The organism is Hymenobacter qilianensis, assembly GCF_014638675.1.
Taxonomy (GTDB): Bacteria; Bacteroidota; Bacteroidia; order Cytophagales; family Hymenobacteraceae; genus Hymenobacter; species Hymenobacter qilianensis.
This window is the reverse complement of record NZ_BMFN01000001.1, coordinates 1,262,203-1,289,069: the sequence shown is the minus strand read 5'-3', so window position 1 is coordinate 1,289,069 and position 26,867 is coordinate 1,262,203. Positions and strand designations below refer to the sequence as shown.

The 26,867-nt window shown below is 55.8% G+C and carries 25 protein-coding genes; 15 read left to right on the top strand and 10 right to left on the bottom strand.

The window, feature by feature from the left end; genetic code table 11:
* Positions 1–26: 26 nt before the first annotated feature.
* The 5 genes from IEW06_RS05490 to IEW06_RS05470 all read right to left on the bottom strand — a co-directional run bounded on the left by IEW06_RS05490 (position 27) and on the right by IEW06_RS05470 (position 4,743).
* Positions 27–1,127: a chorismate mutase gene (locus IEW06_RS05490; protein ID WP_187733552.1), complete on the bottom strand. Its 1,101-nt coding sequence runs from the start codon at positions 1,125–1,127 to the stop codon at positions 27–29.
* Complete coding sequence (locus tag IEW06_RS05485; protein WP_188547634.1) at positions 1,127–1,969, bottom strand: prephenate dehydrogenase; 843 nt, start codon at positions 1,967–1,969, stop codon at positions 1,127–1,129. Before IEW06_RS05485 ends, IEW06_RS05490 begins: the two co-directional genes overlap by 1 nt.
* Before the next feature lie 4 nt (positions 1,970–1,973).
* Positions 1,974–3,155, bottom strand: coding sequence for a pyridoxal phosphate-dependent aminotransferase (locus IEW06_RS05480; RefSeq protein ID WP_188547632.1), 1,182 nt, complete (start codon positions 3,153–3,155; stop codon positions 1,974–1,976).
* Between the two features lie 17 nt (positions 3,156–3,172).
* A complete protein-coding gene (locus IEW06_RS05475; protein ID WP_187733553.1) occupies positions 3,173–4,027 on the bottom strand; it encodes a prephenate dehydratase in 855 nt (284 codons plus the stop codon).
* A 422-nt stretch (positions 4,028–4,449) separates the two neighbouring features.
* On the bottom strand, positions 4,450–4,743 hold the full coding sequence (locus tag IEW06_RS05470; RefSeq protein ID WP_187733554.1) for a hypothetical protein: 294 nt from the start codon (positions 4,741–4,743) through the stop codon (positions 4,450–4,452).
* Between the two features lie 169 nt (positions 4,744–4,912).
* Between IEW06_RS05470 and IEW06_RS05465 the strand changes: the two genes are divergently transcribed.
* Positions 4,913–5,539, top strand: coding sequence for an RNA polymerase sigma factor (locus tag IEW06_RS05465; protein ID WP_187733555.1), 627 nt, complete (start codon positions 4,913–4,915; stop codon positions 5,537–5,539).
* On the top strand, positions 5,526–6,983 hold the full coding sequence (locus IEW06_RS05460) for a TonB family protein (RefSeq protein WP_188547630.1): 1,458 nt from the start codon (positions 5,526–5,528) through the stop codon (positions 6,981–6,983). Before IEW06_RS05465 ends, IEW06_RS05460 begins: the two co-directional genes overlap by 14 nt.
* Before the next feature lie 143 nt (positions 6,984–7,126).
* Here IEW06_RS05460 and IEW06_RS05455 read toward each other — a convergent pair whose 3' ends face one another.
* The gene (locus tag IEW06_RS05455) at positions 7,127–7,513 is read right to left on the bottom strand and encodes a dodecin family protein (protein WP_187733557.1); all 387 of its coding nucleotides are present in this window, start codon (positions 7,511–7,513) and stop codon (positions 7,127–7,129) included.
* A gap of 168 nt (positions 7,514–7,681) precedes the next feature.
* Between IEW06_RS05455 and fumC the strand changes: the two genes are divergently transcribed.
* From fumC to IEW06_RS05420, 7 genes are all read left to right on the top strand, one after another.
* Positions 7,682–9,085 carry a class II fumarate hydratase gene (gene fumC / locus IEW06_RS05450; RefSeq protein ID WP_187733558.1) on the top strand — a complete coding sequence of 468 codons (1,404 nt, stop codon included), beginning with the start codon at positions 7,682–7,684 and terminating at the stop codon, positions 9,083–9,085.
* Between the two features lie 72 nt (positions 9,086–9,157).
* Positions 9,158–10,219: a DHH family phosphoesterase gene (locus IEW06_RS05445; protein ID WP_188547629.1), complete on the top strand. Its 1,062-nt coding sequence runs from the start codon at positions 9,158–9,160 to the stop codon at positions 10,217–10,219.
* Between the two features lie 101 nt (positions 10,220–10,320).
* Positions 10,321–10,914, top strand: a complete 594-nt coding sequence (locus IEW06_RS05440) for a GNAT family N-acetyltransferase (RefSeq protein ID WP_187733560.1) — start codon at positions 10,321–10,323, stop codon at positions 10,912–10,914.
* The gene (locus IEW06_RS05435) at positions 10,907–11,299 is read left to right on the top strand and encodes a diacylglycerol kinase family protein (protein WP_187733561.1); all 393 of its coding nucleotides are present in this window, start codon (positions 10,907–10,909) and stop codon (positions 11,297–11,299) included. Before IEW06_RS05440 ends, IEW06_RS05435 begins: the two co-directional genes overlap by 8 nt.
* Before the next feature lie 135 nt (positions 11,300–11,434).
* The gene (locus IEW06_RS05430) at positions 11,435–11,902 is read left to right on the top strand and encodes a DUF6970 domain-containing protein (RefSeq protein ID WP_187733562.1); all 468 of its coding nucleotides are present in this window, start codon (positions 11,435–11,437) and stop codon (positions 11,900–11,902) included.
* A gap of 111 nt (positions 11,903–12,013) precedes the next feature.
* Positions 12,014–12,505, top strand: a complete 492-nt coding sequence (locus IEW06_RS05425) for a DinB family protein (protein ID WP_187733563.1) — start codon at positions 12,014–12,016, stop codon at positions 12,503–12,505.
* Between the two features lie 96 nt (positions 12,506–12,601).
* A complete protein-coding gene (locus tag IEW06_RS05420; RefSeq protein ID WP_187733564.1) occupies positions 12,602–13,237 on the top strand; it encodes a thioredoxin family protein in 636 nt (211 codons plus the stop codon).
* Between the two features lie 88 nt (positions 13,238–13,325).
* On the opposite strand, the gene IEW06_RS05415 is transcribed toward IEW06_RS05420, so the two are convergent.
* Together IEW06_RS05415 and IEW06_RS05410 are read right to left on the bottom strand one after the other, a co-directional pair.
* Positions 13,326–14,162, bottom strand: a complete 837-nt coding sequence (locus IEW06_RS05415) for a DUF4382 domain-containing protein (protein WP_187733565.1) — start codon at positions 14,160–14,162, stop codon at positions 13,326–13,328.
* Between the two features lie 213 nt (positions 14,163–14,375).
* Positions 14,376–17,450, bottom strand: a complete 3,075-nt coding sequence (locus IEW06_RS05410) for an AsmA family protein (protein WP_187733566.1) — start codon at positions 17,448–17,450, stop codon at positions 14,376–14,378.
* Positions 17,451–17,703: 253 nt separating this feature from the next.
* Between IEW06_RS05410 and IEW06_RS05405 the strand changes: the two genes are divergently transcribed.
* Positions 17,704–18,777: a PorP/SprF family type IX secretion system membrane protein gene (locus IEW06_RS05405; protein ID WP_188547627.1), complete on the top strand. Its 1,074-nt coding sequence runs from the start codon at positions 17,704–17,706 to the stop codon at positions 18,775–18,777.
* A gap of 76 nt (positions 18,778–18,853) precedes the next feature.
* Positions 18,854–20,128: an SUMF1/EgtB/PvdO family nonheme iron enzyme gene (locus IEW06_RS05400; protein ID WP_187733568.1), complete on the top strand. Its 1,275-nt coding sequence runs from the start codon at positions 18,854–18,856 to the stop codon at positions 20,126–20,128.
* 128 nt (positions 20,129–20,256) lie between these two features.
* Here IEW06_RS05400 and IEW06_RS05395 read toward each other — a convergent pair whose 3' ends face one another.
* Positions 20,257–20,958 carry a ComF family protein gene (locus tag IEW06_RS05395; protein ID WP_187733569.1) on the bottom strand — a complete coding sequence of 234 codons (702 nt, stop codon included), beginning with the start codon at positions 20,956–20,958 and terminating at the stop codon, positions 20,257–20,259.
* Positions 20,955–21,497: a hypothetical protein gene (locus tag IEW06_RS05390; RefSeq protein ID WP_187733570.1), complete on the bottom strand. Its 543-nt coding sequence runs from the start codon at positions 21,495–21,497 to the stop codon at positions 20,955–20,957. Before IEW06_RS05390 ends, IEW06_RS05395 begins: the two co-directional genes overlap by 4 nt.
* Positions 21,498–21,703: 206 nt before the next feature.
* On the opposite strand from IEW06_RS05390, the gene IEW06_RS05385 reads away from it, so the two are divergent.
* The 4 genes from IEW06_RS05385 to IEW06_RS05370 all read left to right on the top strand — a co-directional run bounded on the left by IEW06_RS05385 (position 21,704) and on the right by IEW06_RS05370 (position 26,867).
* Positions 21,704–22,081 (top strand): carboxymuconolactone decarboxylase family protein, encoded by a 378-nt coding sequence (locus tag IEW06_RS05385; protein WP_187733571.1) that lies wholly within the window; start codon positions 21,704–21,706, stop codon positions 22,079–22,081.
* Positions 22,082–22,083: 2 nt separating this feature from the next.
* Positions 22,084–22,440, top strand: coding sequence for a hypothetical protein (locus tag IEW06_RS05380; protein ID WP_187733572.1), 357 nt, complete (start codon positions 22,084–22,086; stop codon positions 22,438–22,440).
* Positions 22,441–22,465: 25 nt separating this feature from the next.
* The gene (locus IEW06_RS05375) at positions 22,466–23,308 is read left to right on the top strand and encodes an exodeoxyribonuclease III (protein ID WP_308421993.1); all 843 of its coding nucleotides are present in this window, start codon (positions 22,466–22,468) and stop codon (positions 23,306–23,308) included.
* A 142-nt stretch (positions 23,309–23,450) separates the two neighbouring features.
* On the top strand, positions 23,451–26,867 hold the full coding sequence (locus IEW06_RS05370) for a DUF4175 family protein (RefSeq protein ID WP_229743048.1): 3,417 nt from the start codon (positions 23,451–23,453) through the stop codon (positions 26,865–26,867).

Below are 26,867 nucleotides of genomic sequence, written 5' to 3'. Positions count from 1 at the left end.
TTCCCGAAGAAAAAGCCCCCCAGCCCTTATTTAACGTCGTCGTGAGGGTTCATTACGCGGTTTTGGCGGTTGATGGATTCGAGGTGAATGGCGTCGAAGTACTTGAGAATGAAATCTTTGGTAAGGCCTAGCTTGGCACCTTTTTTTACGCCGCGGTCTAGGATCTCATTCCAGCGGTTAGGCTGAAGGATGGTGATGTCGTTCTCCTTTTTGTAGGTACCAATCTTCTCGGCGACGGCCATGCGGCTGCTAATGAGCTGCATAATCTCGTCGTCGATGTGGTTGATCTGGTCGCGCAGCTTGGCCAGCACGGTTAGAAATTCCTGCTTGTCGGTGGTTTCGTGGCGCCAGATGAGGTGGTCGAGCAGGGCGACGAGGTTGGTGGGCGTTACCTGCTGGGCGGCATCGCTCCAAGCCTGGTCGGGGTCGCGGTGCGATTCCAGCATCAGGCCGTCGAAGTCGAGGTCAATGGCTTTTTGAGCAACATCGGCGAGCAGGTCACGGCGGCCGCAAATGTGGCTCGGGTCGCAAATGAGCGGCAATTCGGGCATGCGGCGCTTCATTTCGATAGGAAGCTGCCAGAGCGGCGCATTGCGGTATTCGGTGTTGCCGTAGCTGGAAAAGCCCCGGTGAATCAGGCCGATTTGCTTCACGCCCGCTTTCGCTAAGCGCTCCACGGCTCCGGCCCACAACTCTACGTCGGGGTTGATGGGGTTTTTGATGAACACCGGCACATCCGTACCGCGCAGGGCGTCGGCCACAGCCTGCACCGAAAACGGGTTCACTGTCGTGCGCGCGCCAATCCAGAGCACGTCCATCTCGAAAGCAAGGCTGTCCTCCACGTGTTTGGGCGTGGCCACTTCCACCATCACGGGCAGGCCGGTTTGCTCGCGGGCTTTTTGCAGCCAGGGCAAGCCTTTCGTGCCAATGCCCTCGAAGCCGCCGGGCTTGGTGCGGGGCTTCCAGATGCCGGCGCGGAGCATATCCACGCGGCCGGTTTGGGCCAGCTGGTTGCAGGTATCGAGGAGCTGTTCCTCGGTTTCGGCGCTGCACGGGCCGGAGATGAGCAGGGGCTTTTTGCTGGTGAGTTCAGCGGCCGAAGTGGTGGTAGTTTGGGTATGGTCCATTATTTCAAGATTTTACGAATGAGATTTGCTTGCTCGATGAGCTGATGAAAAGCGGGGTAATCTTCCTGTTCCAGCACGTCTTTCATGTGCTGCAATTGGCGCAAATGCTCGCTGAGCACATCGAGCACGTTGAGGCGGTTTTGGCGAAAAATGGGCACCCACATATCCGGGGAGCTTTTGGCCAGACGCACCGTCGACTCGAAGCCGCCGCTGGCCAGGTCAAAAATCTGCTGCTCCTCTTTTTCCTTGTTTAATACGGTGAGCGCCAGCGCAAAAGAGGTGATATGCGAGATATGAGAGATGTAAGCCGTGTGCAAATCGTGGGCGGCCCCGCCCATGTACACCAGCCGCATCCCGATTTGCTCAAAAATGCCCCCCACGCGGGTTACGGCGGCGGGGTCGCTGTGCTCCGCATCACAGATAACCAGGGTTTTGCCCTGAAACAAGCCTTGCACCGCCGCCTCCGGCCCCGAATACTCAGTACCGGCCATGGGGTGCACGGCCACAAAACGGGCGCGGCGCGGGTGCTGCTCTACGCAGCCCAGCAGCTTTTGCTTGGTCGAGCCTACGTCGATAACTATCTGGTGGTCAGCGACTGAATCCAGAACCTTGGGCAGCAGCGTGAGCATGGCATCCATGGGCACGGCCAACACAATCAGGTCGGCGCGGCTGATGCCGGATGCGAGGTCAGCTACCTCATCGATAAGGCCTAGGCTCAGCGCTTTCGTTTGGTTTTCGAAGCTTTGGTCTACGCCAATGATTTGGGTAGCCAGGCCCGCTTCCCGGAGGCTAAGGGCTAACGAGCCGCCAATCAAGCCGATACCTATTATAGTGACTATCATTTTCTTATTGAGAAACAGGAGCGGAAGCTCGGGCGGTGACAATGCGCTCCAGCGCCGCCGCCAATACGCTTTCTGGCTGGCACAAACTCACCCGAATAAAATCGTTGCCGTTGCTGCCAAAAATGCCCCCCGGCGTGATAAATACCTTGGCCTGGTGCAGCAGCTCGTCGCTGAGCGCGTAGCCATCGGCGTAACCGGCCGGAATTGCCCCCCAGACAAACAGACCGGTTTGCTGTTGATCAAATTGGCAGCCGATGGTGGTCAGCAAGTTGAAAACCTGCTCGCGACGGGCGCGGTACGTGGCGTTAAGCTGCTCAAACCAATCAGCCCCCAGCCCCAGCGCGACAATAGCGCCGCGCTGCACCGGCAGAAACATACCCGAATCGAGGTTGCTCTTGAAGCGCAGCACCTGTTGCAGCCACTCGGCCCGGCCCGCCAGCAACCCCACGCGCCAGCCCGCCATATTATGCGATTTGCTGAGTGAGTTCAGCTCCAAGGCTACTTCGCGCGCGCCGGGCACGGCCAGCAAGCTCTGTGGGTTGTCGTTGAGAATGAAGCTGTACGGGTTGTCGTGGACTAGTAGAATGCTGTGCTGCTGCGCGAAATCGACCAGGCGCGCCAGAAACTCCAGGTCGGCGGGAGCGCCGGTGGGCATGTGGGGGTAGTTGAGCCACATCAGCTTTACCCGGCTTAGGTCGCGCTGGGCCAAGGCGTCGAGGTAGGGCTGCCAGTTGTTGGCCACTGTCAGGTCGTAATCGACGGGCGTGGCGCCGCTGAGCTGGGCGGCGGCGCGGTAAGCCGGGTAGCCCGGATTCGGGATCAGCACCTCGTCGCCGGCTTGCAGAAACGTCATGCTGATGTGCATGATGCCCTCCTTGGAGCCCAGCAGCGGCAAAATCTCATTGGATGGGTTAAGCTCCACCTGATAAGCACGCTGGTACCAGTCTGCCATGGCCTGACGCAGCGCCGGGCTGCCCTGGTAGCCCTGGTAAGCATGCGTGTTGGGCTGCTCAGCTGTTGTGCTCAGGGCCGCTATTACGCTGGGGTGCGGGGGCAAATCTGGGCTGCCGATTCCCAGGTTAATAACGGCCGCCCCCGCCTGGTTCATGGCGTCGATTTCGCGCAGCTTTTGGGAAAAGTAATACTCGCCCGTGTGCTGGAGGCGGTCGGCGGTGGAAATGTTCATGGTGGTAGCTGTAGCTTCTAACTAACTGGTGTTGATTCGGTTAATTGCTGGTTTCCTCGTTGATAAAGTCCCAGCACGCGTAGATCTTCGGTGAGCGGTTCCAGGTCTTGGAGCACTTCGTGAAACTGATCGGCGTGGTCGAACTCCAGGTCGGCGTGGAAGAAGTACTGCCAGGCCCGGCCGGGCTGGGGAAAGGATTGCAGCTTGGAAAGGTTCAGGTCGTGGTCGGCGATTTTGTTGAGTACCCGTGCCAGCGAGCCTTTAGTATGAGAAGTGTGGAAATACACCGACGCTTTGTTGGCTGAAGCCGGCTGGGGGGCATTTTCGGCGGTATTGATGATAAGAAAGCGCGTGTAGTTTTCCGGTACCGACTGAATATCCGCGGCTCCTATTTCCAGATCAAACAGCTCAGCGGCAGCCTGGCCGGCCACGGCCGCGATGCCCATCAGGTGGCCTTCGCGGATGCGCTGGGCACTTAGGGCCGTGTCTTCGGTCTCAACCAGCTTCCACTCAGGGTGTTGATTAAGAAAATCGGCGCACTGAAGCAGGGCCATCGGATGAGAGTGCACCTCACGCAGGTCAGCCAGGGTTTGCCCGGGCAGCAGCAGCAGGTGCTGGCGAATGGGCAGGTACACTTCACCCGTCACCCGCAGCTCCGACTGTTGGAGCAGATTGTAGTTGGGCAAAATGCTGCCTGCAATGGAGTTCTCAATGGCCATCACTCCACCCGCCGCCGTGCCCCGCGCCACCTGCCGCACCACCTCCGCAAAGGTAGCGCAGGGCGTCACGGCGGTTTCGGGGCCGAAGTACTGGTGGGCGGCGAGCTGGTGAAAGCTGCCGGCGAAACCCTGAATGGCGATGGTTGGTGTCATGTAATTAGATGCGTGATTTTGTTATAAAAAAGGCCCCCTGAGGTTCAGGGGGCCTTTTTTATTGCTTCTTTTTAACTTAAGCAGAATAAAAGACTCCCTGTTTCTCCCGGTAGAAGAAATAATAGAAGCCGTAATAAAAAGAAGCGGAGAACTGCATGATCAAGGAATACTCAGGAGATAAAAAAAGCGCCTTTCGGGAGTCCGAAGGCGCTTGATTGGTCAGGGTTGATGTGGGGCAAGCGGCCTCGGTTCTACGCGGTGGCGTAGAAATAATATGAGGTAAAATAATACCGGGTGGAGGTCGTGCGCATGAAGAAAGTAGCCGTTTAGCTGCCCAAATCTGAAGAAAGCCAAGCAGTAAAACAAGTTTACCCCAAATTTTTCTGATTTTATTCCTTGGCCATAAGCCATTTGCAACTTGGCTATTCCGTCGCTTGCGGATACTTCTTCCTTAGCTTTTTGCTTTGCCGCTGCATGTGTTTTTCGCGGCGGGCAGCCTGACCAGGGAATTCTATGGCTTCCTGAGCCCGAATAGCAGCGCATTGCGCGGCTGTGGGCAACCACCACGGCAATGGCACCGCAGCGGTTTGGTAAGCCGCCTCGGGAGCGGCAGCCAGCGTATCGGTGGGCGTATGAGCTGACGTTGGTGCCGTCTGGGCCGCGGCAGGCAACGCGCCGAGCAACCCGGCTATCAGCAAGAGGTATCTGTAGTTCATCGCACAAAGGAGTTGGTACAACATCTACCTCGATGCTCACTTTGGCTAAATTCCACACGGACTGGTCGAAATACGTAGCGTTGCGGCACGGTACGCAGCTCACAAGCGGAATTTTGCCCCCCAACCCGTAGCTTCCCGATTCATTCGCTGGTTGTTCGCTTCGCCTTGTATGTTTTTCAAACGCCGTCGTCCTGAGCTGCCTGCCGCGCTATCCGACGCAGAGCTGCTGGTGAGCTACCGTCAGCACGGCGACGTGGCCGACCTGGGCGCTGTGTATGAGCGACATATGACGGCGGTGCTAGCCGTTTGCCGGCGCTATCTGCGCGACGAGGATGACGCGAAAGACGCTGTGATGCAGCTGTTTGAAAAGCTGGTGGAAAGCCTGCGGCGGCATGAGGTCGAAAATTTTCCGGCATGGCTGCATACCACGGCCCGCAATCATTGCCTGATGATTTTGCGGGCCCGCCAACGTGCCGGCCCGGATGGCGGCGCGCTGGTGCTGCACTTTCCCGACGCGGCCGGTATGGAATCGGCGGTGGCGGCGCATCTACCTGCTGATGACTCCGACGAAGCCGCCCTGACCGAAGAGCGTCTGCAAGCGCTGGAACTTGCCCTGGCTGAGCTGCCGCCCGGTCAGCGACGATGTTTGGAACTGTTTTATCTCGAAAAGCAGTGTTATCGTACTATCGCCACCATCACCGGCTTCGAGCTGGGCTTAGTAAAAAGTCACCTGCAAAACGGCAAGCGCAACCTCAAACGTTACTTAGAGTCTTCTTCTCCTGATGCGGCCCACTGACCAGCTACCTGCTCCACTTTTGCCCCCCGCACCCGGTGGGCACCTGCCTGTGGCCTTGCTGCGGCAGTATGTGGCTGGTACGCTCGCGCCAGCCGCTCAGCACCGCGTAGAAGCGCACACGCTTGATTGTCAGCGCTGTGCCGAGATACTGGAAGGCCTGGAGATGACCGACGCCGCTACCACCGACCACAGCCTGACGGATCTGCAAAGCCGCCTTCGCACCCGCGTAGCGCAGGATACCAGCCGGAAGTCAGCGGCAGATTGGCCTTGGCTGCAAATGGCCGGCGTCGTGTTATTACTGATAGCCAGTATCGTTGGCTGGCGTCTCAATCAATCCAAAACCGAAGCGCAGTCGGAGCCAGTAGCGGCGGTGATGCGCAGGGAAAAGGCGGCAGCGCAACAAGAAATAATGACGCCGCCAACGCCCCAACCTGAGGTGGAGACAATAGAATTGAAACCGATGCCGGCGGAGATAGTGGCAGCTGATGCGTCAGACTCTGAAGGGACTCGGCCGGCGCCGTCGCGGGCGGTGGCTTCCGCCCGGCCAAAAGCAGTTGGTGCTGGTCGTACCCGGCCGGCTCGAATGGCGGAATCGGCCCGTGCTGATATAGCAGCAATAAGAACAGAGGCTTTTGACAGGAAAGATAAAGTAGTATATGATAGTGTTGCCACCTCCGGTTTGGCGGCGGATACCGAAGCCCCGACAGTTGCTTCCGCTTCTGCCCCTCTCCCACCCGACCGGGCGCGTACGACTCTGGCCCGCACGGCCGCGCCAACTGCCGACTCGGGTGAGCAAGCGGCAAAAATGCCCCCCAGCAGCGATGCGCGGTCTTTGGCCAGCAATGCTCCGGGTTCCAGCATGCGCATGGTTCGGGGCCGCATCACCGATCAGCGCTCCGGTGAAGGTTTGCCGGGCGTGACGGTGCTGGTGAAAGGCACTCAGCAAGGCGTGAGCACGCAGGCCGATGGTTCCTTCGCGCTGCCCATAACCGATAGCCAATCGACCCTGACCATTGCCTCCGTCGGTTATCAGACAAGAGAATATAAGCTCACCAGTCCCAGTACTCCGCTCACCCTGGCCCTCGCCTCCGATACCAGGAGTCTCAGCGAAGTGGTAGTGACACGCAAAGGCAAAATGCCCGCGCCACCAGCCGTTGGTCCCGCGCCAGCCGGCGGCCTACCGGCTTTCCACGAATACTTAAAAGAGGAGCTGCAATACCCTGAAAAGGCCCTACGTGACCGTACGCAAGGAACGGTGAAACTACGATTCACGGTAGCTGCCAGCGGTGCTATTGAGGATTTGAAAGTGGTGAGCGGCCTGAGCAAAGAGTGCGACGAAGAAGCCATGCGCTTAGTGCGCGAAGGACCAGCCTGGTTTCCGGGCATTATCGGGGGGCGCCGCACCGCCCAGCAGGTGCGTATATCAGTACCGTTTCGTTTGTAGAAACTATAGCGGCCATGGTCCTGCGAGGCACGCTGGGCAACTCGCAGGCACACGGCCACCTTATTCATTTTTAAGCTAAGCCTCAACAAAAAAGCCCCCCAGAACTGCTCTGGGGGGCTTTTTTAATAATCCAAAAAATGTTTCTAGCCGCTGTAGCCGCCACCGCTTTCTGCCGTGGTAGCGCTGCCGCCGGGTTCTACTTCGCGGGGAAGGTCGGGCTGAGTTCTCATTTCTACGTGGCTGTAATCGGGGGTACCGCCGCCGGTGCCGGGAACTTCGGCCTGCTCGGTTTCTATGCCGCTGCTAAGGGCACCGGCGTTCCACTTGTGCAATACTTCGAAGGTGATTTTGGCTGTGACGCGGTACTCTACAATCTTGTTGTCCTGCACTTTGCAGCTTTGATCTTTGATGTAGATCGACTTGATGCCTTTGAGCGTGGTGCTGGCTTCGGTGAGGGCGCGCTGAAGGGCGTCTTCGAAGCTTTTGTCGGAGCTGGCCAGTACTTCAATTACTTTTTTGATGTTACTCATAGCTTGGGGCGTTTGGTGATGGAACGGGGCTAAACAACGGCTCTAGGTGGGGCCGGCATGGTTGTACGCAAGCGCGCACTGTTCGGCTGAGTTCCAACGTTGCCCCCCGACTGGGCGTTACGTACTTTTACCCCCTCGAACTAATCTGCCACCTCAGCATTCCGCTTCATGAATTTTCGTACCGAGAAAGACACTATGGGCCCCGTACAGGTGCCCGCCGACGCTTACTACGGCGCCCAGACCCAGCGCTCCATCGACAACTTTCGCATTGCTCAGGATATCAACCGGATGCCGAAGGAAATTATCCGCGCCTTTGCTTATCTGAAGAAAGCAGCCGCCTTCACCAACCGCGACGCGGGCGTACTGCCAGCCGAAAAAGCCGAACTGATTGGCCGCGTGTGCGACGAGATTCTGGAGGGTAAACTGGACGCGGAATTTCCACTGGTGGTGTGGCAAACGGGTTCGGGCACGCAGAGCAACATGAACGTGAACGAGGTAGTAGCTTACCGCGGCCACGTATTGCAGGGCGGACAGCTCAGCGACGAGAAGAAAGCGCTGGCCCCTAACGATGACGTAAACAAGTCGCAAAGCTCGAACGACACCTTCCCCACGGCCATGCACATCGCGGCCTACAAGATTCTGGTGGAAGTGACCATGCCCGGCATTGAGAAGCTTCGCGACACGCTCAAGCGCAAGTCGGAGGAGTATATGCACGTGGTAAAAATTGGCCGCACTCACCTGATGGACGCCACGCCACTGACCGTGGGCCAGGAGTTTTCGGGCTACGTATCACAGCTCGACCACGGCCTGCGGGCTATCAAAAACACGCTGGCTCACTTGTCGGAGCTGGCTTTGGGCGGTACGGCCGTAGGTACGGGCATCAATACGCCCCCCAACTACTCCGAGAACGTAGCCAAGCACATTGCCGACCTGACAGGCTTGCCCTTCGTTACTGCTGAAAACAAGTTTGAGGCCCTGGCTGCTCACGACGCCATTGTGGAGGCACACGGCGCGTTGAAAACCGTAGCTGCCAGCCTGATGAAGATTGCCAACGACATTCGTCTGCTGGCTTCGGGCCCGCGTGCTGGCATTGGCGAGCTGTATATCCCTGATAATGAGCCTGGTTCCAGCATTATGCCCGGCAAAGTAAACCCCACCCAGAGCGAGGCCATGACTATGGTAGCCGCGCAGGTGATGGGCAACGACGTAGCCATTAACATCGGCGGCATGAACGGCCACTTCGAGCTGAACGTGTTCAAACCTTTGATGATCTATAACTTCTTGCACTCGGCCCGCCTCATTGGTGATGTGTGCGTGTCGTTTAATGATAAGTGCGCGGAAGGCATCAAACCCATTGAGGAGAACATTAAGAAGCACGTAAACAGCTCCCTAATGCTGGTAACTGCCCTGAACCCGCACATCGGCTACTATAAAGCCGCAGAAATCGCCCAAACTGCGCACCGCGAAGGCAGTACCCTCAAGGAAACTGCCTTGAAGCTCGGCTACCTGACTGAAGAGCAGTTTAATGAGTGGCTGAAACCGGAGGACATGGTGGGCGAGATAAAGAAGTAGCCCACGCTATAACCTTACTGAGCTACTCTACGAACAACGGGCGACCAGCTACTATGCTGGCCGCCCGTTTTCATGTCTGCCTATCCCCAATTTATCGCACCTTTTCGTGCTTTTCTGGACCAGATTCCTGATGCAGGCCGCGTAGTTGTTTTTTGCCATTTCGATGCAGACGGATTGGCTGCGGGGGGCTTATTTGGGCGCGGGCTGAATCGAATTAATGCCAGTTGGGACGTAGAAGTTTTGCCATCAGGCAAGGGTGAAAACGCCTTTCTGACTCCGGCGGTGCGTGAGAAGCTGTTAGCCTTCAAACCCGACGCGCTTATCGTCACAGACCTGGGCGTGCATGAAAATGGGACTCTGGAAACCGATGGCGTACCTGTGCTTTACGTGGATCATCACATTCCCGAAGGTCAGCCGCCGGCTGGTGCTACGGTGCTCACCGGCTACGGCCTAGAGCCAGTTCCCTGCTCGGCTTGGCTGGCGTATGAGTTGCTGGCTACTGAGACCGAAATGACAGACTTGCGTTGGGTGGCCGCCATTGGTATTCTCTCCGATTTGGGCGACCAGGCGCCGTGGCCGCCGCTAGCCGAAACTAAAAAGCAGCATACCGCCAAGTGGCTCAAGGAAGCCGTAGCCATGTGCAATGCGGCCCGCCGCGCCGGCGCTTTCGACCTGGATTTACCCTTACAGTATCTATTGCACGATGATAACCCGCGGGCTTTAGCGCAGGATGCTACGCTGGCCGCCTACCGGGCGGAAGTAGCAGCCGAGCTGGCCGTTGCCCGCAAAATGCCCCCCAAGTTCCCACCAAAAGGGCCGGATGCCGCGTCGGTGGCAATTATTACCATCAATTCGCCCTGCCAGATTCATCCGCTCGTTGCTCAGCAATGGATTCAGCGCCTGCCCGATAGAGTGGTGCTATGCGCTAACCTGGGCTATTTGCCAGATGGTGCCGTGGCTATATCGGGGCGCGCTGCCAGCCGCGACCTTCATATTCCGGATATGCTGCGGGCGGCGTTTGCCCGGATTGGCGCTACCCCACCCGCTAACTTTGCCCATGGTCACCCGCAGGCCAGCGGGGGGCATTTACCTCCTGCCGAGTACCAGCTGCTTTTGCAAGGGCTGGGGTTTTAACTAAGCTTATGCTTCTATGAAATTCGCTACTTCGTCCGGGAGTGGTAGCTTTTCTTTTTTCCAGCATCTTTAGGGCTGTCTTTCACGCATCTGCCCTCTCTATGAATTTCGCCCAAGACATACTTCTTGAAAATAACCGGGCCCAACTGCGCCCCTTAACGGCTGACGACTTTGAGGCGTTGCAACCCGTCGCTTTCGACCCTGAGTTGTGGCAGTTTACGCTTACCCGCGGCGACGACCGCATAGGTCTGGCCGCTTACATTGCGGCGGCAGTGCAGGGCCGCGAGCAGCAGCAGCGCTACCCTTTCGTGATAGTGGATAAGCAAACGAACCGGGTAGCCGGCAGCAGCAGCTATTACAATATCTATCTGGATGATGCCCGCTTATCTATTGGCTATACGTGGGTGGGCACAGACTTCCAGCGCAGCGGCCTGAATCGGGCGGCGAAGCATTTGCTGTTTCGGCATGCGTTTGACGTACTGGGCTGCGAGCGGGTAGAGTTGGAAACCGATACCCATAACCTGAAGTCGCAGGCGGCGATGCGGCGCATGGGAGCGACGGAGGAAGGCACCCTGCGCAGCCACCGCTACACCCAGGGCGGACGCCGGCGCGACACCGTCATTTTCAGCGTTCTGAAACCGGAATGGCATCAGCTGCGCACCACTACCTTCCAGGATTTCGAACCTCATGCCTGATTTGCCCCCCAACCAGCGCAGCCTGCTACGACGCCGCGTCGACAGCTTCGGGCACGCCTTTCGGGGCGTGGCCGCGGCGCTGCGCTCGGAGGTGCATCTGCGCTTTCACGCGCTGGCGACGGTGGTCGTGATTGGTTTGGGATTCTACTTTGGCATCAGCCGGACGGAGTGGGCGCTCGTGGCCTTGGCCGTGGGCACCGTCTGGACGGCGGAGCTGGCGAATACGGCCATCGAGGCGCTGACGGATCTGGTGTCGCCGGAGTATCATCCGTTGGCCGGAAAGGCCAAGGATGTAGCTGCGGGGGCCGTTTTGCTGGCAGCACTGGCCGCTGTAGTCGTTGGGGCGCTCATATTTGCCCCCCAGGTATGGGCTTTAGTTGAGTAGCGCGAACCAGGCCTAAAGAACAATTAGCAAAGCGCGGCGTAAGAACTACTGTTCCGATTATGGGCCTACCTTAAACGGAACGTGTGCCTCGCAAGTAGCCTATTGCTTTTTGCTCATTGCTTCCTTTTGCTCCCTATGCGCTCTGCTTTACTCTTTACTTCCCTCATGATGATGACCTTGCTAGCAGCAGGTTGTCAGACTGGTGTGAACGTAACCACGCCCACCGATCCTCCCGTGACGGGCAGCGTATCGGGCACCAGCACTCCCGCGCCAACCAGCGCCAACACGGTGATGCCCACGCCCGCTCGCTCAGCTATAGCTGATACCACGCGGCAGCCAGCCTGGCTAAAGGAGCGTATTCGAAAAATACTGGCCGAAGAACCCACCAACCCACCCGTACAGGTATTCCGCTACCTCTACAACGACCAGGTGGTGTACTATGAAACGGCTCCCTGCTGCGACTTTTTCACTACGCTTTATGCGGCCGATGGCAAAATCATTTGCCAGCCCGATGGTGGCATTACGGGCAAAGGAGATGGCAAATGCTCTGACTTTCTTCAGAAAAGATCGCGCGAAAGACTGATCTGGCAAGATCCCAGGTAGGCTGTTCTACTTGGTTTCAAATAAATTTGCGCCTTGTCCTCGGCTCTCAATTACTTTTCGAAAGCCATTTGCTACGGTTGATTTCTAATCCGTTTTCATCATTAAACTCCCATGATTAACACCATCGAAAAACTGGCCGCTTATAATGTGTGGGCCAATGATACATTGCTTGCTCACCTGGATAAAGCAGTAGCGGGCGGCGCCGAAATTCCGGCCGTAGCCCTGCGCCTGTTTAGCCACGTGCTCAACGCACAGGCTATCTGGATTGCGCGCCTCACCGACACGCAAAGCCCGGTGAAAGTGTGGCAGGAGCACACGCTGGAAGGCTTACACCAGCTGCACGCCCAAACCTCCAACCGCCTGCTTCAGATGGCCCAGGCCGCCGACGACACCGAACTGTACCGCACCATCACTTATACCAACTCAGTGGGCGACGCTTACGTGAGCCAGGTATCCGACGTGCTGACGCACGTGCATGTGCACGCCAACTATCACCGCGGCCAGGTAGCTACCCGTCTGCGCGACAATGGGTTAGAGCCTATCAATACTGACTTTATCACCTACTGCCGCGAGTTGTCAGCGAAGGAAACCGTGAGCTTATAGCTCCTGAGTTTGTTACGCTTACGTAAAAACCCTTCTGGCTTGCCTACCAGAAGGGTTTTTGTTTGTTATCCAGCTATTCTACTTAACACCCTGTCTATGTCTGCTCCCCTTTCTCCTGTTTTGGCTCCTGAGCGCTTGGCCTCAGCTTATACTTATGCCTCTTACCGCCAGCTTATTGATGAGCTGATGGCCCAAAACCTCACGACTGGCACCAATCAAACGGAGCAAATTCTGCAGTACGCTCGCCTGAATGTGCAGCGTATGCGCCGCGTAGACAAAACCATTGTGCTGCTCCCTGAGCTGCGCGAAGCCTTAGCCAATTTGCAAAACAAGTACGTGTGGCTGACGCTCACCGAAGGCTGGTGCGGCGACGCGGCGCAGATTGTGCCCGCAATCGAGGCGATTGTGCAAGCCAGCAATGGTAAGTTGGAATCACGGTATCTGTTGCGCGACGAGAACCTGGATCTTATGGATATTTACCTCACGGATGGCGGGCGCTCTATTCCCAAACTCATTGTGTTGCACGCCGATACGCTCACCGAAGCCGCCACGTGGGGCCCGCGCCCGGCGCCCGCGCAGACCATGTTTCGGGAGTTAAAAAGTCAGAATCTGCCTTTCGAAGACTTTGCTACACAACTCCACAGCTGGTACGCCCACGACAAAACGCAATCGACGCAACTGGAGCTGCTGGAACTGGTGCGGGCACTGGAGCCGGCGCTGAGTGCCAAGTAAGTGCAGCTTGGCTTTCCGAACACGTTGTTTACGAACAAAAAAGCCCCCCAGAAAGTATCTGGGGGGCTTTTTTGAACTTGAATCAGACTTAATCAAGCTTGGTCTGGCCCAGCTCAGTTACCTGATTATTAGTAACGGTAATGTCGGTACGAACCACGTTTTTGTAAGTGGGCTGACCAGTGGGAGCCGTAGTGGTGGGGAAAAACTCCACGCGGTAAACACCTGATGGCAAGCTACTTAATTGATATCCGCCTGATGCGTCAGCGGAGGTGCTGAACGTATCGGCTGGCGTGATAGAAGCGCGGATAGCCAGTATTTGGGGCAAAGACGCGCTGGGCGTAACGGTGCCGCGCAGGCCGCCGGCAATATCCTGAGCGATAACCCGGATGACCGGCTTCAGCAGAAAGCGCTCTTTCTTATCGACGCCGGGGCGCCAGTTGCCGCGCTGCACAATCGACTTGGCCACGTCGAAGTCGAGCAGAAGCTGGAAGGTTTCACGCTCCCGCAGCGTCGCATTATCAAGCTTCAGCTTGACGCCGGAAGTCTGGCCGCTAGGCGTTTTAAGTTCATAGATCTGTCCGTCACGGGTCGTCACGGTGCTATTCGGACCGAGTACCAAACGAATTTCTTTCAGATCGCCGGGCTCGAAGTCAGTATCTACCAGCAGTGCGGAGCGGCCGTTTACGTAGTCGAGTACATTCAGCGTTTGGGGCGTAAAAGGCAGCAGCTCCCAGCCATCAGCGCTTTGCTCGTCCTTGAGGTGCACTTCAATCTGACGAACATCCAGCAATACTTTCTGGAAGTCGCCGGGCGCATCCGTCAGGCGGATTTGCAGCTTGGTAGCGTTGCTGCTTTTGTCATCGGCGCAGCTCGCCAATGTAAGCCCAGCAAGTAATACAATGGGCAGGTAATGAGGGATTTTCATAAGAGAAAGCGGATGAAAAAGGGAGAACGAGGCTTGAGTGGCTGAAGAATACGCTAGCCATATTCAAGCCAGAACTATTAGATTTATTATATCCTAAAGAAATAAATATACTTTTAAACTGAAAAGGAGGCTGAATAGACATCTGCTAAACCTTACCAAATAAAAAAGCCCCCCACCGGCTGCTGGTGGGGGGCTTTTTTGTAGACAAAAGGTTTACCTATTGCCTGTGCTCGTAGTATCAGCCGGAGATGGCTCTGGGGTAGTGGTGGCGGGCTCCGTCGTTTCAGTGGGGCGAGTTTTGGGCTTGCCAAACAGAATACCGTTAAGCTTGTCTTTGGCCTGGCTACGAATCTTGGTTTCGGCTTCGAGGCGCTTTTTCTCGATTTCAAGTCGTGCCTTTTCCTGCAAATCCTGCTGCTTGCGGGCCAAATCACGCTGCAGGCTGTCCTGCGCCACCTGCGCGCGGGCCTGCAATTGTGATTTAGCATCGGTCACTTTGGCTTGCACAATGTTCTGCACCAGGTCTTTGGCCTGCGCCTTCACACTACCGCTGTTCAGTTTCACCTGCGGATTCTTGACGGTGCCGCCAATCGTGAGGCCAAGGGTCACGCGCTCGGTGCCTTCCAGGTTTTGGACGCCGGTAAGCGAGGTGAGGCGGGCGTTGAGCTGATTGCCCAGCTTGCCGGTGGGCACATTCAGGGCAGTTACGTATTCGAGGTTGCCGTTCACGTTGTTGGAGCCGCCTACGGTCATCTTGATCTGACCCACATTCACATCAAACGGCTTTACAATGAAGTTGCCGTTGAGCAGTTCAGCGGCTACATCTTTGTTTTCGACCACAAACTTCTTCAACTCCTGAAACTGGGTGAGGGCGCTAATCTTGTCCATTACCTCGGAGCCACTAACGGCGGCGCGCACTACCTCAAATAAGCCTTTGCCGGTAAGGGAGCTATACACGGGCATCATATCCGGGCCCATTTCGCCGCTTACGTTGAAATTAGTAGAGAAAATTCCTTCCAGATTGGCGGCCAGGGGCACCAGCGTTTTCACGGAGTTGAAGGCCTGAAAAGCGTTCTGGAAATTCAGGTTTTTGATGTTGAGCCCTAGGTTAAACTTGGGGTGCTGCAAATCTTTGCTGCTATAGCTGCCGGTAGTGGCAAAATTGCCCCCCAGCGTATTGAAGGTCAGCCCATCCATGCGCACGGCTTCGTCGCGGACGACTACGGTGCCCTTCACATCGTCGAGCTTGAGGTTATCATACACCACTTGACCAACATTGCTATTCAAGGTCAGGTCGAAGTATTTCGGGATTTGGAGCACTCCTTGCGCCTGGGCGGGCGCGGTGGTCTTGGCGGTGGTCGTAGGCTTGGCAGTTACCTCGTCTACCATCCACTCATTCACGTTGAAGCGGTTGCTGTTCACGGTCAGGTTGCCGCGCAAGGGCTGGCCCGGCGTAAACAAGTAGCCCATATAGTTGCTGATGGTGCCCGACGCGGCAATATCAGAGCTGCCCACAAAGCCATTCATATTCTGCAGCACAATCTTGTCGTTGTTGAACGTGGCGGTGGCGCGCGTCACTTTCACGCCCTGGGGCAGGTCAGCGCTTTTGTAAGTCACGTTCTGAGCATTCACGGTGCCCGAGGCCACTACGTTCTGATAGCGCTCCGCTTCGATATCAGCCATGCTGCCCTTAGCAGCAATGTCGCCGTTCAGACGCCCGGTTACGGTCATGCCTTCCAGCGGGAAAATCTTGGTCAGCTTGGTTAAATCCACCGTGCCGCGCACGTTGGTGTCGAAGATGGGCTTGTCGATGTTCTGGGCAGCAATGCGGCCTTCCAGCGGCTCGCCATCCAGCAGCATACGGAACTGCGGAATATTCAGGCGCGTGTCGTTGGGCTTGCCCGTTGTATTGGTGACGGTACCATTCAACGTCAGGTTTTCAATAGGTGCCGGAAATTGCTTGGACTTCACATAGCCATTGGTCAGGCGCATAGCGGCTTGCACCACAGGCATTTGAGTAGTTGAATAAATGCCCTTGGCGGTCGCATCCACGAATAATTGCCCCCTGAGCAGCAAGTCCTCAATTGGATACACCTTCATTATCTCCGCCAGATCCACGTTTGCTTTCACGCGCCCGTCCACGCGCATCGGCTCCAGACCATCGATGGCGACGGTGCCATCCACGGGATTTTTGCCTAGATCGAGGTGAAACTGCTTCACGCTCACTTTCACGTTGTTGGTGAAGCCCGAAGGATTATCCACCACCATATTCACGTTGATGTTGCGGGCGGCCTGCGGCAAATCGGGATATTTAAACATGCCGTCTTTAACTTGCAGATTCACTCCGTAGCCCGGCGACTTCACCTCGTCCATGGTGCCTTTGTAGTAGCCATCGAAGGCCATTTTGCCCCCCGTCTCAATATTTTTGAATTTCTCCGTAAACACGCCGGGTACAATGCTCAGGATGTTTTTGAAGTCGGTTTCGAGCGCTTTAAATGTCAGGTTGAAGTTGATAGCGTCCTGGGGCATGGCAATGGTACCAGCGAAGCTGGCCGGAAATTCATTGACGCGCACTTGGTTGTCTTTGAACGTGAACAACATCTTATCCAGGTCCATGGCCATGGTCACGTCGGCATTTAGCTTTGTGTTGGATAAATAATCGGTGCCGGCGTAGTTCATCGTGAAACGATCGGCCGTGGTCTGCGACACCATATCGAACACATTCTGCGTGAAGTCGCCCGAGCCGGTGTGGTTCACGTTGTGGGCCTGCACCGCAAAAGGAATAGTGAGGTCCTCGTAGCGCATTTTGCCCCCCACGATTTCCCAGCCCTTGATTGCGATGCTCAGCTGACTTGTATCCTTGCCTTGGGTAGCCAGGGTGGAGTCAGAGAGGAAAATATCCCAGTTGGCGCGCCCGCTTTTCAGCACCCGCAGATTTATATCGGGCTGATCGAGCTGAATAGACTTAATTTTGATCTGCTCGCCCCGCACCACACTCATCAGATCAAGCCCCACCCGAAAGGCCGGCAGGTAGGCGAGCGTATCGCGGGCAAACGAATCTTGCCCGATTATGCGCAGCTTGTCGATGCTGAGCGCCAGATCGGGGAAGGTGCGGAACAAGCTCAGGCTTACATTGGCCGGATCGTACTCTACCTTAGCCGCAACGCGCTCAGCCAGCTGCCGATCCAGGGCTTGCTTGATTTTGTCTTTGAACAGAAGGGGCGCCAGGGCAACAGCGGCCACCAGCACCACTAAAAATACCAGCAGGCCAACAAAAATTTTACGCATGAGTAAGAGGCTTTGAAACAGGAGAAGTGTACAAGTTCGGGGCTCAACACATCCACCGGAGCGGGTGCTACCTGAGATTTAAATCCTGAATCGGCAAAAATAGTGCAATGTTAGCCTGAAGGACATTGCTAAGATTAACATTCGATCCACGGACATTTTAACTTACTTTATTGGGCAAGAGTGCCTTTTACTTCTTGCGCCACCTGGGTCCCGCGTACGAAACGGGATAGGTGGCGCGTTAGTGTTTTTCTTTATGCGTCTACCTCTACTTTCTTTTTTTGCCCCCCAGCGGCTTCGTTGTACCTGGAGTCGCTTTGTGGCGCCGGTAGTGTTGGCAGTAGGTTGTAGTATGGGCTTGCACTCGAAGGTGCAGGCTCAGGACTTGTACTTCTCCCAGCCCTACGCTACGCGCTTGCACACCAACCCAGCCTTTACCGGCCTGCTCGACGATTATAGCGTTTCACTTAACTATCGAAACCAATTCCCGACCCTGTCTGGCACCTTCCAAACCAGCCAGCTAGCCGCCGACTACCGCATGCGGAACCAGCGTAGCGCCGTCGGCCTTTTGCTCAACTACGACCGCACGGGCTCCGTCGGCTACACGCGTTTTGAGGTGGGGGGCTTATATGCGTATCACACTCGTCTTACGGAATATATAAGCTTAAGCGCGGGCTTGCAGGCCAGCTACGGAAATCAGCGCGTGAGCTACGGAAACCTTGTTTTTGGCGACCAACTTTCGGATGAAGGCCTAACTGGAAATCTCACTGCAGAGACTCTGGACGTGGTTCCGGTAAATTATCTTACAATTGGGGTAGGAGGTTTGCTATATACGGAACGGTTTTGGATAGGGGCTGCTGCACACCACTTAAATCAGCCAGATCTGGGTTTTGCAACCCAAACAAAGCTGCCAATGCGGTTGAACTTTAATACCGGTTACAAACATTATTTCGTGCGCACCTCCACTCCCATCAAAACTCGTGAGATTAGCCTGACCGGTACGGCCAGCTACACCCGGCAGGGTGGTTCGCAGCGGGCGGAAGTTGGGCTGTATGGTACCGTTTCACCAATTACCCTCGGGGCCGTGTATCGGGGAATGCCGCTGCCCGGCGCTCCTCAGCCACAGCAGATTATAGCAGCTATTGCCGGCATCAGCACGGGCGTTTTCCGCTTCGGCTATAGCTACGATGTCAGCTTGAGTGATTTTAGTGCCGATTTAGGTGGCGCGCATGAACTTTCGGTCAGCGTCCGCAATTTTGATCGGATAGAAGATGCCTGGCGCCGTTTGCGGCACCGCAACTTTAAAGCTATCCCGACTCCTGCTTTCTAAACCACAGTACAAATAAGTAACTTGCGTCAAATTACCTTCTCTAAATCATTTTCTCTCAGGTAGTTTCTATTACATCATGAATCTTTCCAAATACTTACGCTTTGCCATCGTGGGAGCCTGCGCGCTGGCTGCCTGCAGTAAAGGGGCACCGACCGCCACCAAACCTGGTAAGTACAGCTCCACGACGGGCATCGAGTACAACACCGAAGAGGGCATGAAGGTATCTGACTACGCTGGTATTCCAGAAGGTCCGGGCCTGATCTTCATTGAAGGTGGACGCACTGTACTCGGCTCAGCCGAAGAGGACGTGGCCATGACCCGCGACAACGTGGAGCGCACGGTTACTATCGCATCGTTCTATATGGACGAGGCCGAAGTAGCCAACATTCACTGGTTGGAGTATCTGCATTTTGTGCGTAAAGACTCAGCAGAAGAATTTTATCAGTCTGCTTTACCTGACACCGCCGTTTGGGCGCGTGAGCTTTCCTTCAACGACCCGTACGTAGATTACTACCTGCGCTACCCCGGTTTCCGTTACTTCCCAGTAGTAGGTGTAAGCTGGTTGCAGGCCAACGACTATTGCACTTGGCGCACCGCCAAAGTGAACGAGACCTTAGCTAGCGGTGGAGGCACCTCTACCAAGAAAAAAGGTGGCTTATTTGGTCGCAGCAAGAAAAACGCTGCTGCCGACGAAGCAGCCGATGCAGCTGAAGGTGCTGGCGCAGCAAAGCCTTCTATCGAAGATGGTAACACGCTGCCTAACTATCGTCTGCCCACCGAGGCTGAATGGGAATTCGCTGCTCAGGCCCTTGTTGGCACGCAGGAAGTAGGCAACGAGAACCAGGAAAACAAGCGTATCTATCCTTGGGATGGTCGTCAGGTGCGTAACCCCTATGGTAAGAAGATGGGCCAGTTCTTGGCTAACTTCAAGCGTGGCCGTGGTGACTATGCCGGTATTGCTGGTAGCCTGAACGACGGCGCTATGATCACGGAGTATATCTACAACTACCCTCCGAACGATTACGGCCTGTATAATATGGCTGGCAACGTAAACGAGTGGGTACAAGATATTTATCGTCCGCTCTCGTTTGAGGACGTAGAAGATTTGAACCCCTTCCGCCGGAACGGTTTCCTCGACCCAGCAGAATCGGGTAACGGCAGCAGCACCGGCTACGACAAGAAAGGCTACCAGTCGCTCATCGACGACCACGTGCGTGTCTACAAAGGCGGATCTTGGAAGGACGTAGCCTATTGGTTGTCGCCCGGCACCCGTCGCTTCATGGCTGAAGACTCAGCTACTGCTGCTATCGGTTTCCGCTGCGCCATGATTAACGCTGGCTCAAACAAGTAATCTGACTTAGCAGTCGATTAACACTAAAAAAAAGTCCCCCAGCCGAGTGCTGGGGGGCTTTTTTTTGTAGCCATGTTGGCTGGGAAGCGATGTGAATAGGTAAGACTTATATGGCCTTCAAACCAAGGTTAGTTCTCTGCGCAGGCAATGGTTGCGATGCTGACTTCTCGGCAGCCAGCGGCCAGTAACGCAGCCGCGCAAGCTTCGAGCGTGGCGCCGGTCGTCAGCACATCATCTACGAGCAGGATGCGCTTATCTGCAACGTCCGCTGGCTTGGCTACCTCAAACACCTCCGCTACGTTTTGCCACCGCTCAGCGCGGTTCTTCTGGGTTTGGGAAGTTGTGTACTCTGTACGCTGTAACGTGGCGGCACTCCACGGCACCTCCAGACTCAATGATAAGCCCTCGGCAAACGTATCCGATTGGTTGTAGCCGCGCTTGGCTAGCTTGCGCGGATGCAGCGGCACAGGCACAATCAGGTCAAAATCGGTAGCGAGGCCGTGGTCGGCTAGTTCGGCGCCATACCAGCGGCCTAATACGCGCCCAATATCGCGCTGGCCCTGATACTTAAGCTGATGCAGCAGATGCTGTACCCGGCCACGCCGCAAAAAACGCAGGTAGCTAAGCGAGTAACGTACGGGCAGCTTTCCCCAGAACTTGCGAGCCAATGGATTCTCGCTTGGGGGCAATTTGTGATAGTCTGTGTAAGGGAACTGGGCGCGGCAACCCGTGCAGATATGATCTTCGCCGCGGGCCAACGACTCTTCGCAAGCCAGACATACCTGAGGAAAGATTAAGGTAACAAAGTCGGACAGGGCGGTACGGATCATGAAGGCGTGGGGGGCAAAAACGTAGCCACGGTTTTGCGGCGGTCGGCCAAAGGGCTCAGCCAGGCGAGCAGTAAGCCACCTGCCACCAGCCAGTAACTCAAGCTAAGCGCCTGATAGGATACGAGAATGCCGCTGATGACCAGCAAAATGCCCAACGACCAAAGCAAGTGACCAGGCAGGGTGGGCTTCGCCTGAAGTGTAGTGGGAGGGGAATACGCTACATCGGCCCACAGCACGCGCAAACGCGGATATTCAGATAGGAGCAGCGCCAAATCCATCAGTAACAGCACGCCCACTATGTAGGAAGTTGCGCCCCATTGCTGCGAAATGGTGATTAGCAGAATGTTGAGCAGCATAGGTACCAGCCCAATGGCACCGAGTAGCCAGAACCTCCGTGTCAGCAGCAAGAACCCAGTTATGACCTGACTAAGCGCAATAAAGGCCGCGTACATGCCCAGCTGATAAGCCTGTAGCTTTTCAATCAGCCACACGGGGCCAATCCAGCCGGGAAAATGGTGACCGGCGTAGAGCTTTGCCATACCAGAGGTAAAAAAAGTAGCCCCCAGAAACACCATCAAACCAACCCGCCACAACCGCATAATTCGCATAGCCAGAACGACAAAAAGATAGAAATATAGGTAGAAAGTAAGGTAGTGGGCGCAGCACTGCCTAGCAACTAAGCGGGCCTTTTCTGCCTACTTTCGTGTTATAGATTTTCACCTCCGACTTATTTCCCTTCAACAATATGAGTATCGTCACTGAATTCAACGACTACCGGGCGCGCATGAACGAGAAGATCATGGCGGCCGACAACAAGGTAATCAAGCGCTTTTTCAACCTCGACACCAACACCTACCAAGCCGGCGCCATCGACGTGAAGACCAAGGAAATGCTGGGCCTGGCCTGCTCCATGGTGCTGCGCTGCGATGATTGCATCAAATATCACTTGGGCAAATGCCACGAAGAAGGTATAAATGACGAAGAAATCTATGAGGTGTTTGCCATTGCTAACCTCATCGGTGGCAGCATCGTGATTCCCCACTTCCGGCGCGCCGTGGAGTATTGGGAAGCTCTGAAAGAAGAGGCTGTAACGGCCGCCCCACCGCACGCCCACGACGCCTAAGCATGGACGCGCAGGAAACGGAGGCCGAATTTGAGGCCCGCTGGTGGCAGTTGATGAATGAGATGCGGGAGCGTTTTGGCAAAAAGCCGGATCTGAATGCGTTGCTGCTGCTTATTGGCGTGCAGGAACTAGGTCAGGGGGCCGGGCCGTTCACCAAAGAACAGAAGCAGGACCTCATGCACATTGCTACCTGCCGACTCTTCAGCCTCTCGGGCCACTACGAGTTGGACCATGTGGATGAGGATGGCTGGCCGCACTATAAGCTCTTGCAGCCCGTGCCTTTTGCCAACCTGAAAGAGCAGGAGCGCATGCTGAAATGGCACATTCTGGAATATTTTGATAAATGGATGAAGGAGTAAATGGTGAAGTGGTGAAATTGTGAGTTTGTCGTTCGACTTGCGCATTGATAACAACAGTATCACTACTTCACATTTACCACTTCACAACTTCACCATTTCACTTTTGAAGATTATCAGCTACAACGTCAATGGTCTGCGCTCCGCTTTGAGCAAAGGCTTGCTTGACTGGGTGCGCGAGGCCGCTCCCGACGTACTTTGCCTCCAGGAAATAAAAGCCGGCCGCGAACCGCTCGACGTATCGGGCTTTGAGGCGCTGGGCTACCAGGCATACTTGCATCCGGCCGTGAAGCCCGGTTACAGCGGCGTAGCTACGTTTACCAAGCATAGGCCCAACCATGTGGCCGTTGGCTGCGATACGGAGTGCTACGACTGCGAAGGGAGGGTCCTGCGGCTGGATTTTGACGATTTCTCGGTGCTGAACACATACATGCCCTCCGGCACCAGCGGCCCCGAGCGGCAGGCGTTTAAAGTCGAATGGCTGCATTTTTTCCGCAGCTACGTGCGGGAGTTGCGGCCTGAGTTGCCGCCCCTTGTTATTGTGGGCGACTTCAATTGCTGTCAGCGCGAACTTGATTTGCACAACCCGAAGGCCAATCAGAACAGCACCGGCTTCACGCCGGAGGAGCGGCGCTGGTTTGCCGATTTTCTCGCCGATGGCTTCACCGATTCGTTTCGCCACCACCACGGCGACGCTGGGGGGCATTATTCGTGGTGGACGTATCGGGCCGGCGCCCGCGCCCGCAATGTGGGCTGGCGCCTCGATCATCTGCTGGTAGATGACACCCTGCAACCGCGCCTGGCCAGTGCCGGTCTTTTGCCTGATGTAGTGCACTCCGATCATTGCCCGGCCATCGTGGAGCTACTGTAGCGCTGAGCTTACGCCAGGCACATCGTTATCTTGGAACAATTGCCCCCCAGCGGTTGTCGTTCCGAAATAGAATGGTGTCGCAAGTCACGCGCGGCTTTAATGCGTATCTTTCCTCAGCCCGGAAAGGCGTTTTTAACACCTTGTGAAGAAAGAATCCGTGTCCGAATTCAACGCAACTACACCTACTCGCTTGCCGGCCCTGCAACAGGTGCTCGGGCAGCTGGATGCGTTTAAGCGTAAGTTTTACCTCAACCTGCTCGTGCGCGGTGCGCTGGTGGCTGGGGGGCTTTTGCTGACGTTATTTTTGGTTTTGAGCCTGCTGGAATACTTCCTTTACCTGCCTACCTGGGTGCGGGGCGGTCTGCTTTTCGGCTTTTTGGGCTTGGTGGTGTACACCTTCCTGCACTGGATTTGGAAGCCCTTGGCGGCTCTCACCAACCTGCGCCGCCTGCTTTCTGATGAGCAAGCAGCCCAGCGCGTGGGCGAACTGTTTCCTCAGGTACAGGATAAACTCCTGAACGCTTTGCAGCTGCAAGGTCAGGCCCGCGAGAATGCCCTGATTGCGGCAAGCTTGGAGCAGCGGGCAGCGCAGTTCACAGGCTTGGAGTTTAGTGAAGGCATCAAGATAAAAGAGCAAACCCGGCCGCTGTGGAAATATGTGGCCGTGCCGGCTGCCATTGTACTAGGGGTGCTTCTGGTGTATCCGAGCCTGTTTGTGCAGGGAACTGGACGTATTTTGCATTACCGACGCGCGTATTCGCCCCCCGCGCCATTTGAGTTCATTATTGAAAACAAGAAGCTGCAAGCCTTTCGCAATGAGGACTTTAAACTACAGGTACGGATAGAGGGCAAAGCGCTGCCCAATGAAATTAACATCCGCTACAACGGCCGCGAGCGGCGCCTCACCAAAGAGCCCGGCACTGGCAACCGCTACAGCTATGATTTTCGGCAGCTCCAGAATAACACGGAGTTTCAGCTGGCCGGCGCTGGCTTTACCTCCGACGAGTATGACCTGACGGTACGTGCCCGCCCCGATCTGCGCGATTTTGCGGTGCATGTTTCTTACCCAACTTACTTGCGCAAACCTGCCGAAACCATTCGCAACAGCGGCAACCTGACGGTGCCGGAAGGCAGCACCGTGCGCTGGGAATTTGCCACCACGGCCACTGATGAGCTGCAACTGCTCTTCAAAAACCCGGATGAAACCGTAACGGCTACCGCGGCTAACGACCAGTTTCAGGCCTCGCGCCGCGTGCTGCGCAGCCAGGAATATACCGTCCGCCTGCGCAACGCCGCCAGCCTCAACCGCGACCCTATTCAGTACCAAATCACGGCTATTCCCGACCAGACTCCGGAAATAACCCTGGAAGCTTTCTCCGATACCACCTCGCTGCGCTACTTGGCGCTGGGGGGCAATTTGCTCGATGACTACGGCTTTACGCGCTTACAGCTAAATTATCGGGTTACTTCGGGGCCTAAGTCAAACGCCGGCTATAAAACGCGGGCGCTGCCGCTGGAAAGTGGTCCGTCGCAGGCGTACGCTTATCAGTGGGATTTGAGCGGCCTCAACATGAAGCCCGGCGACCGGCTTGAGTACTTCGTGCAGGTATGGGACAACGACGGCGTGAACGGCCCCAAGAGTGCCCGTACGCGCAGCGCCGAGTTTCGGCTGCCGGCCCGCAAGGAGCTACGCGAGCAGCTGAATGCCCAGTCGCAGTCGGTGCAGAACCAGATGAGCAAGTCGGCGGAGCAGTCAAAAAAGCTGGAGCGCGAGTTGGCCAAAACGGAAGATAAGCTCAAGACCAAGCGCGAGCTGAACTTCCAGGACCGCAAGCAATTGCAGGATATGCTGGAACAAAAACAGCAGATGGATCAGCAGCTGGCCGACATGAAGAAGATGTTCGAGGAGATGAACCAGCGCCAGGACCAGCTTGATCCCAAAAGCCAAGAGCTGGCCGAGAAAGCCAAGGAATTGGAAAAGCTGATGGAAACGCTGCTCGACCCCGAAACCAAGAAGCTGTACGAGGAGCTACAGAAACTGCTGGAGCAGCAGCAGGACCAGACTCAGCCCGAGATGCAGAAACTGCTGCAACAGCTCGAGAACAAGGAAAACACCTTGCAAAAGGAGCTGGAGCGTGCCCTGGAAATGTTCAAGCAGCTTCAGTTTGAGCAAAAGCAGGAAAACGCCATCAATAAGCTGGAAGAGTTAGCTAAAGAGCAACAGCAGCTGGCCGAGCAAACCCAGCAGAATGACAAGTCGCAGCAAAAAGGCCCCCAGCAGCAACAAAAGCAGCAGGAGCTACAGAAGCAGCAAGCCGAAAAGCAGCAGGAATTCAATGAGGTAAAGCAGGACTTGCAAGATCTGAAAAAGCTGGACGAGCAGCTCGATGGCGAGAATGGCGCTGACGAGATGAAAGACGAGCAGCAGCAGGTAGACGAGGAAATGCAGGAAAGCCAGGAGCAGCTCGGCAAAAACCAGAACCAGAAAGCCAGTCAGAGCCAGCAGCAAGCCGGCCAAAAAATGCAGAAAATGGCGCAGCAGATGCGGGAGCAGCAAGAAGAGGAGGAAGGCGATAAGCAGCAGGAAAACATCGACAGCCTGCGCGACATCCTCGAAAATCTGCTCAAAATCAGCTTCGACCAGGAAGGCCTGATGAAAGAATTTCGCCAGGTAGACCAGACTGACCCACGCTTTGTGCAGCTTGGCCAGACCCAGCGCAAGCTCAAGGATGATGCGGCCATTGTGCAGGATTCGCTGTATGCGTTGGCCAAGAAGGTATTTCAGATTCAGAGCTTTGTGACTCGCGAAGTAGGGGAGATGAACAACCAAATGGATGAGTCGCTGAACCAGATTCGGCAGCGCAACGTGGGCCGGGCTACCAGCAGCCAGCAGCTAGCCATGACCAGCATGAATAACCTCGCCCTAATGCTCAACGATGCTTTGCAGCAAATGCAGGAGCAACAGCGCCAGAGTCAGCAAAACCAGCAGGGCGACGGCAAGCCGGGCAAGAAAAAGAAGAAAGGTCAGGCGGCTGGCGAAGGTCAGATGGGTCGTATGCAGCAGCAGCTCAACCAACAGATTCAGCAATTGCAGCAGAGCGGCAAGCAGGGTCGGGAGTTATCGGAGGAGCTGGCGAAGCTGGCCGGGCAGCAGCAAATGCTGCGCGAGGCGCTCAAGGAGCTGGATAAAATGCAGCAGCAATCTGGGGGGCAAAAAGGCAAAGGCCAGGAAGGCCAGGGCGGTACCGGCGATCTGAAAAAATTAATGGAACAAACCGAAACCGACCTCGTAAACAAGCGGCTGACGGAGGAAACTGTTATGCGCCAGCGTCAAATCCTGACTCGCTTGCTGGAAGCCGAGAAATCGGCCCGGGAGCGGGACCTCGATGACAAGCGTGAAGCGCAGACAGCCCAAGCGAAGCCACCTGTTTTTCCACCCGCCTTTGATCAATATAAGCGGCAAAAAGAACGGCAAACTGAGCTACTCCGCACTGTACCACCTGCCCTCACCCCTTACTATCAGCGTGAGGTAAGTGAATATTTTCAGAAAATGAAGTAG